The sequence below is a fragment of the Streptomyces sp. NPDC048612 genome, assembly GCF_043199295.1.
Lineage (GTDB): Bacteria > Actinomycetota > Actinomycetes > Streptomycetales > Streptomycetaceae > Streptomyces.
Map to the genome: position 1 here is coordinate 89,146 of NZ_JBICVV010000017.1, position 14,615 is coordinate 103,760.

13 protein-coding genes and 1 tRNA gene are annotated in these 14,615 nt (G+C 72.4%); 5 read left to right on the top strand and 9 right to left on the bottom strand.

The window, feature by feature from the left end; translation table 11 throughout:
• Positions 1–32: 32 nt before the first annotated feature.
• Positions 33–764 (bottom strand): ectoine/hydroxyectoine ABC transporter permease subunit EhuC, encoded by a 732-nt coding sequence (ehuC, locus tag ACGFN2_RS24265; protein WP_362605146.1) that lies wholly within the window; start codon positions 762–764, stop codon positions 33–35.
• A complete protein-coding gene (ehuB, locus tag ACGFN2_RS24270; protein WP_362605148.1) occupies positions 761–1,672 on the bottom strand; it encodes an ectoine/hydroxyectoine ABC transporter substrate-binding protein EhuB in 912 nt (303 codons plus the stop codon). Before ehuB ends, ehuC begins: the two co-directional genes overlap by 4 nt.
• Before the next feature lie 136 nt (positions 1,673–1,808).
• On the opposite strand from ehuB, the gene ACGFN2_RS24275 reads away from it, so the two are divergent.
• On the top strand, positions 1,809–2,309 hold the full coding sequence (locus ACGFN2_RS24275) for a DUF3830 family protein (RefSeq protein WP_362605150.1): 501 nt from the start codon (positions 1,809–1,811) through the stop codon (positions 2,307–2,309).
• 139 nt (positions 2,310–2,448) lie between these two features.
• On the opposite strand, the gene ACGFN2_RS24280 is transcribed toward ACGFN2_RS24275, so the two are convergent.
• On the bottom strand, positions 2,449–3,897 hold the full coding sequence (locus tag ACGFN2_RS24280) for an amidase (RefSeq protein WP_393363741.1): 1,449 nt from the start codon (positions 3,895–3,897) through the stop codon (positions 2,449–2,451).
• Positions 3,898–3,981: 84 nt separating this feature from the next.
• Positions 3,982–4,947, bottom strand: a complete 966-nt coding sequence (locus ACGFN2_RS24285) for a D-2-hydroxyacid dehydrogenase (protein WP_362605153.1) — start codon at positions 4,945–4,947, stop codon at positions 3,982–3,984.
• A gap of 206 nt (positions 4,948–5,153) precedes the next feature.
• On the opposite strand from ACGFN2_RS24285, the gene ACGFN2_RS24290 reads away from it, so the two are divergent.
• The 3 genes from ACGFN2_RS24290 to ACGFN2_RS24300 all read left to right on the top strand — a co-directional run bounded on the left by ACGFN2_RS24290 (position 5,154) and on the right by ACGFN2_RS24300 (position 8,185).
• On the top strand, positions 5,154–6,065 hold the full coding sequence (locus ACGFN2_RS24290) for a decarboxylase (RefSeq protein WP_393363744.1): 912 nt from the start codon (positions 5,154–5,156) through the stop codon (positions 6,063–6,065).
• Between the two features lie 144 nt (positions 6,066–6,209).
• Positions 6,210–6,935, top strand: a complete 726-nt coding sequence (locus tag ACGFN2_RS24295; protein ID WP_393363747.1) for a decarboxylase — start codon at positions 6,210–6,212, stop codon at positions 6,933–6,935.
• A gap of 122 nt (positions 6,936–7,057) precedes the next feature.
• Positions 7,058–8,185 (top strand): LLM class flavin-dependent oxidoreductase, encoded by a 1,128-nt coding sequence (locus ACGFN2_RS24300; protein ID WP_362605159.1) that lies wholly within the window; start codon positions 7,058–7,060, stop codon positions 8,183–8,185.
• Between the two features lie 73 nt (positions 8,186–8,258).
• Here ACGFN2_RS24300 and ACGFN2_RS24305 read toward each other — a convergent pair whose 3' ends face one another.
• Entirely contained in the window at positions 8,259–10,073 is a 1,815-nt protein-coding gene (locus ACGFN2_RS24305; protein WP_393363750.1) for a putative bifunctional diguanylate cyclase/phosphodiesterase, read from the bottom strand.
• Between the two features lie 359 nt (positions 10,074–10,432).
• Between ACGFN2_RS24305 and ACGFN2_RS24310 the strand changes: the two genes are divergently transcribed.
• Positions 10,433–11,674 carry a M6 family metalloprotease domain-containing protein gene (locus ACGFN2_RS24310; RefSeq protein WP_393363753.1) on the top strand — a complete coding sequence of 414 codons (1,242 nt, stop codon included), beginning with the start codon at positions 10,433–10,435 and terminating at the stop codon, positions 11,672–11,674.
• A 78-nt stretch (positions 11,675–11,752) separates the two neighbouring features.
• Here the strand turns inward: ACGFN2_RS24310 and ACGFN2_RS24315 are convergent.
• The 4 genes from ACGFN2_RS24315 to ACGFN2_RS24330 all read right to left on the bottom strand — a co-directional run bounded on the left by ACGFN2_RS24315 (position 11,753) and on the right by ACGFN2_RS24330 (position 14,604).
• A tRNA-Lys gene (locus ACGFN2_RS24315) sits at positions 11,753–11,826 on the bottom strand.
• A 56-nt stretch (positions 11,827–11,882) separates the two neighbouring features.
• Positions 11,883–12,515, bottom strand: coding sequence for a bifunctional DNA primase/polymerase (locus ACGFN2_RS24320; protein ID WP_393363756.1), 633 nt, complete (start codon positions 12,513–12,515; stop codon positions 11,883–11,885).
• Positions 12,516–12,704: 189 nt separating this feature from the next.
• Entirely contained in the window at positions 12,705–13,088 is a 384-nt protein-coding gene (locus ACGFN2_RS24325) for a hypothetical protein (protein ID WP_362605167.1), read from the bottom strand.
• A gap of 103 nt (positions 13,089–13,191) precedes the next feature.
• On the bottom strand, positions 13,192–14,604 hold the full coding sequence (locus ACGFN2_RS24330) for an AAA domain-containing protein (protein ID WP_393363760.1): 1,413 nt from the start codon (positions 14,602–14,604) through the stop codon (positions 13,192–13,194).
• Between the last annotated feature and the right edge of the window lie 11 nt (positions 14,605–14,615).

The following is a 14,615-nucleotide window of genomic DNA, read 5'->3' on the forward strand; positions in this document are numbered from 1 at the left end:
GATCTCGCCGATGTAGCTCCAGGACCAGTTGTTCACGGCTTTCCTCCGGTGGCCAGTGCCTCGGGGCCCTGCTTCTCGACGGGCAGTTTGCGGGAGAACCAGCCCTCGCCCTTGGGCACCGACCGGCCGACCGACGCCTTGGCGCGGCGCTCCAGCACCCGCATGATCCGGGTCAGCACGAACGCGACCGCGAAGTACAGGACGAGGATGATTCCGTAGATCTCGGCGCTCTGGCCCGTCGACAGCCGGGCGAGCTTGGCCTGGAAGGTGAGCTCACCGATGGACAGCAGGGACGCCAGCGCGGTGCCCTTGAGCAGCTCGATCAGCAGGTTGTTGAACGGCGGCATCATCTCGGGGACGGCCTGCGGCAGGATCACCTTCCGCAGCCGCTGCCAGGGCGTGAAGCTCAGCGCGATGGCCGCCTCCTGCTGGGCGGGGGCCACCGCCTGCACCGCGCCGCGGACGACCTCGGAGCCGTACGCGCCGTACGACAGACCCAGCGCCAGGGTGCCCGCCCAGATGCCGACGAGCTGCCAGCCCAGCAGCGGCAGCGCGAAGAACAGCCAGAACATCAGCACCAGTGCCGAGGTGCCGCGGAAGAACTCCACATAGATGCCGGACAGAATGCGGACGGTCCGGAACCGCGAGGTGCGTGCCAGACCGATACCGAAGGCGACGGCGGCGGCCAGCGCGGCGCTGTAGACCATCAGCTGGACCGTGATCCACAGCCCTTCGAAGAAAAGCTCCCACAGTGCGCCGGTCACTTCTTACAGAGCTCCTTCGCCGTGAGGTCGGTCATGAACTCCTCGGTGAAGCCGTACGGCTTGGCGATACGCAGGAGTTCGCCGCTCTTCTTCATCTTCTGCAGCTCGTTGTTGAAGGCGTCGCGGAGCTTGGTCTCACCGAGCCGGAAGCCGTAGCCGCCGCCGTCCCGCTGGGGTTTCCCGTCGACCTCCGGCGTGAACGGCGGGGTCATCTCCACCTTGGGGTGCCCGCCGGTCTTCAGCGCCTCGATCATGGTCAGCGCGGTGCCGGCGAAGACGTCGATACGGCCCGCTTCCAGGGCCTCCATTCCGGCGATCTGGTCACCGTAGGTCTGGATCTCGTCCTTCTTGACACCGTTGCCGACCGCGTAGTCGATCTCCGCATAGCCGATACCCGAACCCATCCGGTATTTCCCCTTGGCGATGTCCGCGTAGGAATGGATGTTGTCCGGGTTCCCCTTGCGTACGAGGAAGGCGTCCTTGCTCTCGTAGTCCGGGTCGGAGAAGAGCACTGCGGCACACCGGGCCTTGTTGATGAACATGCCCGCGACGATCACGTCGTACTGGAAGGAATGGAGGCCGGGTACCAGTGCGCCGAATTCCACCGGTACCGGTTCGAAGTTCTTGACCCCCAGCCGCCGGAAGATGGTCTTGGCGACGGCCGGGGCCTCGCCGGTCAGTTCGCCCTTGCTGTTGATCGAGGCATAAGGCGGTTCGCTGGCGATTCCCATGCGGACGGTGCCCTTTTTCCGCAGGTCCTCCAGGAGGTGTCCGCCGCCGGTCGCGCCCGAGACGTCGACCCGTGAGCAGCCCGTGGCCGCTCCCATCGCACCCGTCGCACCGAGCGCCGCTACCCCCGCGAGCAGCGAGCGGCGGCGGATGCCGCTTGCCAGTCTTCTCTTGATCATTTTGTGTTCTCCTGTGGTGGAGCCATGGGCGCGCGGCTACCCGAACGCCTCACACATATGCCGATCGTTTCCAGCCCTTGACAGAAGCGCCGCGGACTTGTTCCGTACGCCGGTATTGCCCACCTACGATCGGGGCATGACCGATCGCTTCATCGAAGTCTCCCTGGACAAGCGCGGCGTGAGCTGCACGGCCAAGTTGCTCGACGACCGCGCGCCGATCACCTGCAATGCCGTGTGGGACGCCCTCCCGCTCGGCGGCGACGTCTACCACGCCAAATACGCGCGCAATGAGATCTACGCCCTGCTGGCGCCCTTCGCTCCCGAGGAGCCGCCGCTGGAGAACCCGACGATCACCCCGATCCCCGGCGATCTGTGCTACTTCACCTTCACCGACACCCAACTGGGCACCAAGTCCTACGGTTACGAGAGCCAGGCGGCCCACCAGGGCCGCACCACCGTCGTCGATCTCGCGCTGTTCTACGAGCGCAACAATCTACTGATCAACGGCGATGCGGGCTGGGTGCCGGGCATCGTGTGGGGAAGTGTCGTCGACGGGCTGGACCGGATGGCCGACGCCTGCCAGGACCTGTGGCGGGCCGGCGCCCTGGGGGAGACCCTCAGCTTCCGGCGGGCCTAGGGCGTGTCCGCAAAGTCCCGTCTGGCTCGCGGCGCCTGGCACGCACGCTCGCTGCGTTGTCGGGATCGTCCACGTAGACCCACTACGAGGACGACCCTCCGCCTTGCGAGCGCACGCACCAGACGCCGCGAGCCCCGCCCTACGGGCGAACGACGGGACTTTGCGGACACCCCCTAGCGGCGGGCGGTGCGGGGATCGCCGCGGTCCCCGCCTCGTAGAGGGCGTGTGCGGCGCGCAGCACCAGTGCGTCCGCGTGCCGCGCGCCGACCAGCTGGACGCCGATCGGCATCCCGTCCGCGTCCACCCCGCAGGGCAGCGACGCGGCCGGCTGCTGGGTGAGGTTGAAGGGGTAGGTGAACGGCGTCCAGCCCGTCCAGCGGGTGTGGGCGGAGCCGGGCGGGACCTCGGTGCCCGCCGCGAAGGCGGTGAGCGGCAGGGTCGGCGTCACCAGCAGGTCGTAGGCGCTGTGGAAGCGGCCCATGGCCTGACCGAGCGCCATCCGGGTGTCGACCGCGGCGAGATAGTCCAGCGCGCTGTAGCGGGCGCCCTGCTCGCAGACCTCCCGCAGCCCCGGGTCGAGCAGTGCCCGCTCTTCGTCGTCCAGATGCTGCACCACCCGGGCCGCGCCGCTGAACCACAGCGTGTGGAAGGCCGCCACCGGGTCGGTGATGCCGGGGTCGATCTCCTCGACGACCGCCCCGAGCCCGGCGAGCGTGCCGACGGCCGACCGGACCGCCGCGGCGATCTCCGGCGCCACCGGCACGTCCCAGCCGAGCGACGGGCTGAAGGCCACCCGCAGCCCGGAGACCGGACCGGCCAGCGCCTCCCGGAACGAACCGGCGGCCGGACCGAGCTGGGACCAGTCCCGCCAGTCCGGCCCGCAGATCACCTCCATCATCAGGGCCGCGTCCGCCGCGTCCCGGGTCATCGGCCCGACGTGCGCCAGCGTCCCGAAGGGGCTCGCCGGGTAGAGGGGCACCCGCCCGTATGTCGCCTTGAGCGCGAAGATCCCGCAGAACGACGCGGGGATGCGTACCGAGCCGCCGCCGTCCGTGCCCAGGCTCAGCGGACCCGCGCCGAGCGCCACCGCCGCCGCGCTGCCGCCGCTGGAGCCGCCCGCGGTGCGCGCCGGGTCGTACGGATTGCCCGTCACCCCGTGCCGCGGACTGTCGGTGACGCCCTTCCAGCCGAACTCCGGGGTGGTGGTCTTGCCGACGAACACCGCACCGGACTCCCGCAGCCGGGCGACCGACGGGGCGTCCTCCTCCCACGGGCCCTCGGCCCGCACCGTGCGCGAACCGCGCAGCGTCGGGGTGCCCCGGGTGAGGATCAGGTCCTTGACGGTCACCGGCACCCCGTCCACCGGCCCGGCCGGCTCCTTGGCCCGCCAGCGCGCCGCCGACTCCGCGGCGCCGGAGAGCGCCGCGTCCGCGTCGATCCGGGTGAAGCAGTTCGTCGCGGCCTGCGCGGACTCGGCGCGTTCCAGCACCGCCCGGACCGCCTCGACGGGGGAGAACTCGCCGGTCGCGTACCCGGCCGTGAGACGGGTGGCGGTGAGGTCGGCGAGGTGGGTCGGTTCGGTGGTCATGCGTCCTCCGAGCGTCGGCCGCCCCCGGCGGGACGGCGGTGGGGGGAGCACGGCTGCCGCGCCGGGGCCCGGCAGCCGGCCCCGTCACTGCACCGGCACGTACCCGAGCCGTTTGTCGACGAGGTTGTCCAGCGGCTCGCCCGCCGACCACCGCTCGAAGTTGTCCTGGAACTGCTCGGCGAGGGCGTCCCGCCAGCCCAGGGTGTCGCCGCTCATGTGGGGCGAGACGATCAGGTGCGGGACGTCCCACAGCGGGCTGTCCGCGGACAGCGGCTCCTCCTCGAAGACGTCCAGCGCCGCCGCCGCGATCCGCCACTCGCGCAGCGCCGCGATCAGCGCGTCCTCGACCACCATCGGCCCGCGCCCGACGTTGATGAACCGGGCCCGCGGTGACATCAGGGCGAACGCCGCCTCGCCGAACAGGCCCCGGGTGGCCTCGGTCAGCGGCGCCGCGCAGATCACCCAATCCGCCTGGGGCAGCAGGCCGTTCAGCGCGTCACTCGCGTGCACCAGGCCGAACCGCGGATCGTCCGGGCGCTCCCGGCGGCCGACCAGATCGACCTTGACACCCAGTGCCAGGAGGGTGGTGCCGATGGCCCGGCCGATCGGCCCGGAGCCGACCACGACGGCCCGGCTGCCGGCCAGCCGCAGCGTCTCCCGGTGCCGCCACCGCCGCTGCCGCTGGAGCTCCCAACTTCCGTAGAAGTCCTTGGCCATGGCGATCACGAGGCCGGCCACGTACTCTGCGATCGGCTGCTCGAAGACGCCCCGGGCATTGGTCACCAGGGTGTCGTCGGCCACCAGCGCCGGGCACAGGAGCTGATCCACACCGGCGCTCGCGGTGTGCACCCAGCCCGGCCTGGGGCCCTTCTCCGGCCAGGCTCTGCGGATCGCGTCCGAGGTGAAGTCCCAGGCCAACAGCACGTCGGCGGTGGGCAGTCGGTCGGCGAGCGAGTCCTCATCGGTGAAGATCACCCGAGCCCGGCCGGCGAGCCGGTCCAGCTTCGGCGGCGGGTCGGAACCGAGGACGAGGACGGTGCTTTCGGTCATAGCCAGAAACCGTTCTGAAACGTCAGCCCCTTTCACTGGAAAGGGGCGCCGGCAGATGCCTGAGATGCGAGGATTGACCACGCTAGGAAGTCGTATCTACCGTGTCAACAACGGCTCTGTACCGACGTCCCGGCTTGCTCCGGTTGCACCTCATCCCCGGCCACTGGCCTGGCCATTCCAGCCCTTCGTTTCTTCTAGGGGCCTTCATGGACGTCTCTTTTCTGGGTGGCCCACAGCCGCAGCTCGGCGTGGGCGTCGTCGCTCCCTTCGACTTCGCGCTCGACCGAGAGCTCTGGCGCTGGGTGCCCGACGACGTGTCCCTCCACCTCACCCGCACCCCTTTTGTACCCGTCGAGGTCAGTCTCGATCTGGCCCGGCTGGTCAGTGAGCACGAAACGCTGGACGCCGCCGTCCAGGCGCTGTGTGCGGTATCACCGCAGGTCATCTCCTATGCCTGCACCTCCGGCAGCTTCGTCGGAGGGGTCGCGGGCGAGCGGGCCATGTGCGCGGCCATGGTCCAGGCGGGGGAGGTTCCCGCCCTCACGACCTCGGGCGCACTGATCGAAGCACTGCGCGAGATCGGCGCCCGGCGCATCGCCGTGGTCACGCCCTACACGAAATCGGTCACCGACTCCCTGGAGGACTATCTCGGCGAGGCCGGCATCACGGTCACCGGCCGCGCCTATCTCGGGCTGACCCGGCACATCTGGAAAGTGCCGTACCGCGATGTCGTCGACATGGCCCGCGCGGCCGTCGTCGGCGGCGCCGACGCCCTCTTCATCAGCTGTACGAACCTGCCGACGTACGACGTCATCCCGCAGCTGGAGGCCGAGCTGCGGATGCCGGTGCTGTCGGCCAACCAGGTCACGATGTGGGCGGCGCTGCGCGCCATCGGCGTCCAGGCGGTGGGCCCGTACCAGGCTCTGCTCGATCCGGTGGCCCGGCGCGGCCCGGCCGCGATGACCGGAACGACGGGCGGTCCCGGGGAGGGAGTGCCGGGGGCCACCCCGGAGGCGGCCTTCGCCGGACCCCCCGCCCCGCCGGAGGGCGAGCCGCTCGACGGACTTGATCCGCCGCCGTATCCGCCCGATGACACGGGAGGTCTGCCCCCGGTCTGAGGCCGGTCCGAACGGCCCCCGGATGCTGCCGGCGTCGTCCGCTTCGCCGGCAGCACTCCTGCCCCGCGTCACCGCACCACCCGTGAGCGCACCCGCACCCACGAACCCCCTGCACCCGCAGCCGTACACGCAAGGGAGATCTGCATGGCATCGGTCGGCTTCCTCTACCCCGGTCACTCGGCCGAGGACGACTACCCCCGGCTCGAAGAGCTTCTGGGCGGCGGGGTCAGCCTGCCGCTCGTCCACACCGACATCGGGGAGGACGCCCATCGCGTCGACGCGCTGCTGGAGATGGGCTCCGCCGGGCGGCTGGCCGCGGGGGTCGACGAGCTCAAGGAGCGCGGCGCCGAGGCGGTGGTCTGGGCCTGTACGAGCGCCAGCTTCGTCTTCGGCTGGGAGGGCGCCCATGAACAGGTCAGGGAGCTGTCCGCCACCGCGGGCCTGCCCGCCTCCAGCACGTCCTTCGCCTTCGCCCACGCCGTCCAGGCGCTCGGCGCCCGGCGGGTCGCGATCGCCGCGACCTACCCCGACGACGTGGCCGAGCGCTTCCACGGCTTCCTGAAGTCCGCCGGTGCGGAGGTCGTCTCGACCCGCGGCAGCGGCATCATCACCGCCGCCGAGGTCGGCACCTGGGGGGCCGAGGAGGTGCTGGCGCTGGCCCGTGCCGGTGACCATCCGGACGCCGAGGTGGTGCTGCTGCCCGACACCGCGCTGCACACCGCCGCCCACCTCCCGGCGCTCGAAGCCGAGCTGCGCAAGCCGGTACTCACCGCCAATCAGGTGACGGCCTGGGAGGGGCTCCGGCTGCTCGACCGGACGATCAGCTGTCCGGCGCTCGGCACCCTCTTCTCGCGGAGCGCGTACGCCTAGGCACCCCGTACGGGAGGGGCCCGCCGACCGCGGTGCCGTGCCGGGCTCCTGACCCGGGAATAAGTGGAGATGCTCTCCGGTTGTCCTCCTCGCAGACCACCGACGCGAGGAGGACCCGCACCGTGAGCGGCGCAGACGAGGAGACCCGGAGCAGCGGCGAGCCGGCCGGGGACGACGGGATACGGGGCACCGCCCGGGGCACCGCACCCGTCCCGCTGTCGGTGCTCGACCTGGTGACGGTCGGCGCCGGCAGCACCGCCGCCGCCGCGGTGCGCACGGCCGTCGACATCGCCCGTACGGCCGAGCGCCGCGGCTTCCACCGCTACTGGGTCGCCGAGCACCACTCCATGCCCGGCGTCGCCTCGTCCTCGCCGGCGGTGCTGCTCGCCCACCTCGCCGCGCACACCACCCGCATCCGCCTCGGCTCCGGCGGTGTGATGCTGCCCAACCACGCCCCGCTCGTCATCGCCGAGCAGTTCGGCACGCTGGAGGCGATGGCTCCCCGCCGGATCGACCTCGGCCTCGGCCGCGCGCCGGGCACCGACGGAGCCACCGCCGCCGCGCTGCGCAGGACCGAGCGGCTGCACGAAGGGGCGGACGACTTTCCGCAGCAGCTGGCCGAGTTGACCCGCTTCCTGGACGACTCCTTCCCCGACGGCCACCCGTACGCCAAGATCCACGCCGTCCCCGGCCCGGTCCAGGCCACCTCACCGGGCGGCGTCCAGGACACCCACCGCCCGCCCCTCTGGCTGCTCGGCTCCTCCGGCTTCAGCGCCCGGCTGGCCGGCTCCCTCGGTCTGCCGTTCGCCTTCGCGCACCACTTCTCCGCGGCCAACACCCTCCCCGCGCTGGACCTCTACCGCTCCTCCTTCCGCCCCTCCGCGGTGCTGGCCGAGCCGTACGCCCTGATCGGGGCCGCGGCGCTGGCCGCCGAGTCGGAGGAGGAGGCCCGCCGCCAGGTCCTGACCGGCGCGCTGTCCATGGTCCGGCTGCGGACCGGACGCCCCGGCCTGGTGCCCGCACCGGAGGAGGCCGCGGCCCACCCCTTCAGTGAGGTGGAGCGGAACTTCGTCGACAGCTGGCTCGGCAATGTCGTCCACGGCACCCCGGACGCCGTCCGCCAGGGCCTGGACGACCTCGCCAAGCGCACCGGCGCCGACGAGCTGATGATCACCGCCAACGCCCACGGCGGCGCGGCCCGGCTCCGCTCGTACGAGCTGATCGCGGACGCGTACGGCCTGCCGGCGTAGGGCGTTCGTCCGTGAGGGGTGCGGCCGGAACGTTGTTCCGCCCGCACCGTGACTCCGCTGTCGCCCCGGGCCCTCAGGCGCCCGTGTGCCGGCCCGCGTCGAGGAGGGCCTCGACGCGGTCGGGGGCGACGGGGCGGGAGTAGAGCCAGCCCTGGCCGGTGTCGCAGCCGATCCGGCGCAGCCGCTCGGCCTGCTCGGCGCTCTCCACGCACTCGGCGGTGACCGTGAGGCCCAGCCGGTGCGCCAGCGCCACCAGCGCCTCCACGATCATCTCGTCCGCCGGGTTGGGGTGCTCCTGCGAGCGGAAGCCGCGGACGAAGGACCCGTCGAGCTTCAGCACGGAGACCGGGAGGCGGCTGAGGTAGGCGAGGTTGGAGTAGCCGGTGCCGAAATCGTCGATGGCGATCCGCACGCCCATGTCGCTGAGGGCCTGCAGGGCCTGGAGCGGCCGGCCGGCCGAGCCCATCACCGCGGACTCGGTCAGCTCCAGCTGCAACAGCTCCGGCGGCAGCCCGGTCTCGGCGAGGATGCCAGCGACGTCCGCGACCAGGTCGGAGTCCCACACCTGACGTACGGCCACATTGACGCTGACGAACAGCGGCTCGCCGGGGTGCGCCAGCTGCCAGGCGCGCGCCTGGTGGCAGGCCCGCTCCAGCACCCAGCGGCCCAGCTCGACGATCGCGCCGTTCTCCTCCGCCAGGGCGATGAACCGATTCGGCGAGAGCGTCCCGAACTGCGGGTGCCGCCAGCGCACCAGCGCCTCCACGCCCTGCGCGCGGCCGTCGCCCAGCCCGACCAGCGGCTGGTACTCCAGGGTGAACTCGCCACGGTCGACGGCCGGGCGCAGCGTGCTGGAGAGCGCCTGGCGGGTCATCCGGTGGGCGTTGCGCTCCGGGTCGAAGAGCGTCCAGCGGGCCTTGCCGTCCTCCTTGGCCCAGTACAGCGTGGTGTCCGCGGCCTGCATCAGGCCCGTCGCGGTGGTGCCGGTGGCGGTCCGCTCCACGACGCCGATGCTCGCCGACACCGACAGCCGCTGCCCGGCCAGGTCGAACGGGCGCTGCAGGGTGTCCAGCACGCACTGGGCCAGCTCGGCGAGCTGGTCGGTGCCGGTGGAGTCCTCCACCAGAAGGGCGAACTCGTCCCCGCCGAGCCGGGCGACCAGGTGCTCGCCACGGCCCGGCCCGCGGTCCGCGGCGCTCTCCGCGCAGCGCGTCAGCCGCTGGGCCACCGCGCTCAGCAGCCGGTCGCCGACGCGGTGCCCGAGGGTGTCGTTGACGGCCTTGAAGCCGTCCAGGTCGAGGTAGCACAGCCCGATCCGGCCGGTGCCGGACGGTTCGATGGAGGCGGCCTCCAGGGCGGCGGAGAGCCGCTCGAAGAACAGCGCCCGGTTGGGCAGCCGGGTCACCGGGTCGTGCATCTGGAGGTGCCGCAGCCGGGCCAGCAGGTCGTGCCGGTCGCTGATGTCCGCCACCGACAGCAGCATCCGCTCCTCGCCGCTGAGCGGCTCCGGGGTGAGCGGCTCGACGGTCACCTCCACCCAGACGGAGTGCCCTTCGGGGTGTTTGAGGCGGCGGGTGCAGCGCATCCGGTCGCTGCGGCCGCACAGCACCTCGCGGTAGGCGGTCCACACCCGCGGGTCGGCGCCGAGGTCGGTGAGGTCCGCCGCGGTGGCCGCGACCAGCTCGGCCGGGTCGGTGCCGACCAGCTCGCCGAAGGCCGGGTTGGCGGCGAGGACCAGGCCGTCGCGGTTGAGGACCGCCATCGCCACCCGCGCCGCGTAGAAGGTGGCGCGGTAGTCGCCGAGGGAGGCGGCGCCGTCGTCGGCGGTGCCGGCGGGGGCGGGCCGGGTCTCGGTGGATTCTTTGGTCGTATCCTCACGCTCCGTCACTGAGGGGAGCGTCGCTCCGGGCGTGCGGCCCGGGCTGTCGGGGTGTCCGCTCACTGCTCGCTCCCGCGTGGCGCTGTCTCGTGATGGAGGGGGGTCTCGCGCTGGAAAGTGTGGCGATCATAGAGGCTGGCACGACGGCCGATCCAGCGACGCTGCCGTGATCGCCCGCCCGCGTGACGGAACTTCAGCCATTTCTGCTCGGCTCTGTTCGTACGGATTGCCCCGATGGTCGTTTGTGACTTTCCGTTAGGGGACGGCCAAGACGCGCCGCTCACTCGTCCGGACCTTCAAAACGGGACGAATAGCATTAAATCGCCACAGGGTAGATGAGGTCTCCGAATCCGTCCCTGGAGGTATGTGTGCCGCGCGCCCAGACACCCGACGGGGTGGAACGCCGCAGCCTGCGGCGGGTCGCGGCCGTTTTCACCTCGCTGAGCGCGCTGATCGCGACCTCCATCGTGGCCGGGCCCGCCACCGCCTCCGAAGCCGCGCTCCCGTGCGCCCTGGGACGCACCGACGCGCACCACTCCGAGGGCGTCGACAGCTGGAACGGGTCCTATCCGCGCCCGGACCGTCCGCTCAACGCCGTCATGATCTATCTGTCCTTCCCGGACTCCCGGCCCCTCTCGGCGCCCCAGGAGCTGTCCCGCGACTACTTCCCCGCCACCTCCGGCTTCTTCGAGCGCGCCTCGTACGGGAAGTTCCGGCTGCGCCCGCACGTCCACCGCCGCTGGGTGCGGATGCCGCGCCCGTCCTCCGCCTACGGGATACAGCGCGACTGGGACGCCGCCCGGCGCTCGTCCTACCTGCACGACGCGGTCGCCGCCGCCGACCCGTCCATCGACTTCAGCCGCTACGACGTGGTCTATTTCGTCGCCGACCCGGACGCCCCCGGCGTCGACTCGGACGCCACCAAGGTCGTCAACCTCGACCGGCCGATGCACGCCGACGACCACGACCTGCGCCGGTTCGTCACGGTCTTCGAGCAGAGCCCCCCGGACCGCAACGTCCTCGCCCACGAGACCGGGCACGTCTTCGACCTGCCGGACCTCTACCACCGGCCGGAGGACGGCAAGGGCGACTGGGACACCCACGTCGGGGACTGGGACCTCATGGGAAGCCAGTTCGGACTGGCGCCCGACCCGTTCGCCTGGCACAAGTGGAAGCTGGGGTGGATCGCCGACAGTCAGGTGGACTGCGTCGATCTGACCGGGCCCGCCATGCACTCGCTGCGGCCGCTGGCCGCCCCCAGGGAGTCCCGCGCCCAGCGCCGGCCGCGGCTCCTGGTGGTCCGTACGGGGCCCGACAGCGCACTCGCCATCGAGGCACGCGGTGCCATGGGCAACGATCGCTCGCTGTGCACCGAGGGCGTCCTGGTCTACCGGGTGCACAGCCGGACGGCCTCCGGGTCGGGCCCCGTGCAGGTGCTCGACGGGCACCCGGCCACCTCGGCCTGCTGGGGCACCTCCGTCTACCCGCCGCTCGCGGACGCGCCGCTGGGCGTCGGCGAGAGCATGGACGACACCGAGGACGGCGTCCGTATCCAGGTCGAGGGCCGGACGGCCGACGGCGACTGGGCGGTGAAGGTGAACCGCCGCTGACCGCGCCGCCCCCCGATGCGCCGCCGAGAAAGCACAACGAAGAAGGCCCCCACCGGAGTGGAGGCCTTCGACCGTCTGTGCGCCGCCAGGGACTCGAACCCCGGACCCGCTGATTAAGAGTCAGCTGCTCTAACCAACTGAGCTAGCGGCGCCTGCTGACGGGGAAAACATTAGCATCCTGGCCGGGGAGGACAAAAATCGGTTTCGCTCAGCCCGCGGTCAGCAGCGAAACCGGGTGCTGAGCTGCGGCTTCCGGCACCGGTCCGGCCATCGAGCGGGCCGCGCGGACACAGGCCCAGAGCAGGACGTCGGGGCCGGGCAGCCAGGGGTGGCGGACATCCGGCGCCACCAGCCAGCGGGAGACGGACGGGGCGGCCGGGTCCTCGTCGGCCGGGGCGCCGGCTCCCGGCATCCGGTCTGCCGCGGGGCGGCGGGGGTGCAGCGGCGGGACGGTCACCGCGTCGCCGCTGCCGTGGCACAGCAGCGGCGGGACGGCGGTGGCCCACTCCTCCCACGCGAGCAGCGCCGGCAGCCGCTGGGCCGTGCCCGGGGCGGTGAACAGCAGGATGCGGCCGCGGTGTGCCGCCACCGGTCCCGAGCCGGGCCCGGTGGACCATAAGCGGTCCACCATGCGCCGCCCGAAGAGCGCCGGGGCGTTGATCACGTCGAAGGCGGTACCGCAGGGCAGCACGCTGGGCGCGGACGGCCGGGTGGCCCACAGGGTGTGCATCTCGTCCGGGTGGGGGCTGGCGGAGGCGAGCCAGTCGGCGCCCGCGAGGGTGACGTACGCCGCGGTGGGGAAGGCCAGGGTGCGGGGGGTCTCAGGCAGCCAGTCGCTCATGGGGACAGGTCTACCCAGCCGGCACACCGGGACTTGCCTGATTGGCGGAAAACGGGACGGGGCGGTGGGGGAGCCGGTATCTTTCCCCCCTTGCATATGCCAGCGGCTCATGATCATGGACCATGAGCCGTCGTGGGGCGCGTCGGGCGGGCGGGTTCGTCGGGGGCCGGCGGGCGGGGCCGGGGGCGGTCAGTCCATGTCGCCCGGGAGGGTGCCGCCGCTCCGCATCAGGCTGCGGCCGAACTCGATCATCTTCTGCGCGTAGTCCTCGGTCCACTCCGCCTGCTCGGCGAGCGCGGCCAGCGGCAGCCGGTCGAAGCGGCTGGGGTCGGACAGCTGGGCCGCGGCCAGCGCCTGGAACTCCGTGGCCCGGTCGGCCGCGGCGCGGAAGGCGAGGGTGAGTTCCGTGGCGCGGCCCAGCAGCTCGCGCGGGTCCTCCATCGACTCCAGGCCGAAGAAGTGCTCGGGGTCGGTGACGGCCTCGGGCGGCTCGAAGAGCAGCTGCGCGGGCTTCAGTCGCCGTGGTCCGGGCGCCGTACCACGCGGGTCGGGAGCCGGTCGCGGCTCGGACATGTACCTACCTCCAGATCGTGTGCCGCATTCCATTGTCCCGCCGTGCGCAAGTGGGCCCGGGGGAGTGGCCGTACGGCCCGCGGGCCCCACGGCGCGCGACGTCCTAAGGACGCCAGGTCACCCGGTGTTCCGCGAGATGGGCGAGGACGGCGTGGTTGGCCTCCCAGCCGTCCGGGAACTTGACCGTGACGCCCAGGCTGACCGGCTCCGTCGAGGGGTGTTCGTCGAGCAGGCCGGCGACGCCCGCGCGGCAGACCACGATGCAGGCGTGCCGGTGGCGGGAGGCGAGCACGCACAGCCGGCCGGTCTCCAGATGGAAGTCGGTGGCGTCGGGCCGGCCGGACAGCGGATGCAGGACGACCGTGACGTCGAACTCGCGGCCCTGGAGGCGGTTGGCGGTGTCCACCGCGACACCCGTCACCCCCAGGTCGGCGAGGGCGGCGCGGACCGCCGCCGCCTGGTCCCGGTGGGCGGTGCCGACCGCGATCCGGGCGGCCGTCAGCGGCGCCGGGGCGGGCGCGGCCGGAGCCCCGTGGGCCTCGGCGGTCGTGACGCCGCCGCGGTCGAGGAGGCGGCGCACCACCTGGGCCACCGCACGGACCGCCTCCGGGTCCGTACGCGGCGTATGGCGGGCGGGCAGCTCCAGCAGGCCCCAGCCGGACTCGGCGGCCTCGTCCAGCACGCGGTCCACCCCCGAGCCGTCGCCCGCCACCCCGAACGCCAGCCGCCGGTCGCCGGGGCCGGTGCCGCTGCGGAAGGGGGTGTACGGATAGAACGCGGCGGAGACCAGCGGCGCCGCCGAGGCGGGCAGCCGCCAGGACACCGGCAGCCGGTGCTGCGGCAGATCGGGGTTGTGCGCCAGGAGGGTGGACACCGCGCTCGACGACGGGTCGTAGGCCAGCCCCGCCCACTGCTCGGCGCCGACCACGCTGAAGGGGTCCAGCTGGCCCGGGTCGCCGACGAACAGCGCCCGTTCGAAGAGTCCGGCGACGCTCAGCAGCGCATCGGAGCGCATCTGGTAGGCCTCGTCCACGATGGCGTGCCCCCAGGGCTCGTCGACCTTGGTGTACGCCCACTTCGCGGCCGTCGCGACCACGATGTCCATCCCGGCCAGATCGGCGATCTTCGCGGAGGTACGGACCGCGGGCAGCTCGGCCAGCGCCGGGTCGAACGCGCCGGGCTCGCTGCTGTGGAGCCGGCCGACCGGCAGCTCCGGTTCCTTCTCGGCGAGCCGCAGCACCAGGTCGTCGACCTGGGCGTTGGTCTGCGCGACCACCATCAACGGGCGTCCGGCGGCGGCCAGTTCGCGGGCCGCCCGCACCACGAGGGTGGACTTGCCGGCGCCGGGCGGGGAGTCCACGACCACGCCGCGCCGGGTGCCGTGGAGGGTGTCCCGGAGGATCTTGTCGGTCGCGGCGGTGGCCGCGGCGGCGGGGTCGAAGGGGCCGGCCGGGGTGGTTCCCCCATTGCCGGAAGGGCGGGGGAGGTCTCCCCGTGGGTCCTGAGTGGCCGTCATACGGGAGCGTT

Coding starts and splice junctions, on each gene's coding strand:
- ehuB (WP_362605148.1), bottom strand. CDS start 1,672: ATGATCAAGAGAAGACTGGCAAGCGGCATCCGCCGCCGCTCGCTGCTC.
- ACGFN2_RS24275 (WP_362605150.1), top strand. CDS start 1,809: ATGACCGATCGCTTCATCGAAGTCTCCCTGGACAAGCGCGGCGTGAGC.
- ACGFN2_RS24280 (WP_393363741.1), bottom strand. CDS start 3,897: ATGACCACCGAACCGACCCACCTCGCCGACCTCACCGCCACCCGTCTC.
- ACGFN2_RS24285 (WP_362605153.1), bottom strand. CDS start 4,947: ATGACCGAAAGCACCGTCCTCGTCCTCGGTTCCGACCCGCCGCCGAAG.
- ACGFN2_RS24290 (WP_393363744.1), top strand. CDS start 5,154: ATGGACGTCTCTTTTCTGGGTGGCCCACAGCCGCAGCTCGGCGTGGGC.
- ACGFN2_RS24295 (WP_393363747.1), top strand. CDS start 6,210: ATGGCATCGGTCGGCTTCCTCTACCCCGGTCACTCGGCCGAGGACGAC.
- ACGFN2_RS24320 (WP_393363756.1), bottom strand. CDS start 12,515: ATGAGCGACTGGCTGCCTGAGACCCCCCGCACCCTGGCCTTCCCCACC.
- ACGFN2_RS24325 (WP_362605167.1), bottom strand. CDS start 13,088: ATGTCCGAGCCGCGACCGGCTCCCGACCCGCGTGGTACGGCGCCCGGA.
- ACGFN2_RS24330 (WP_393363760.1), bottom strand. CDS start 14,604: ATGACGGCCACTCAGGACCCACGGGGAGACCTCCCCCGCCCTTCCGGC.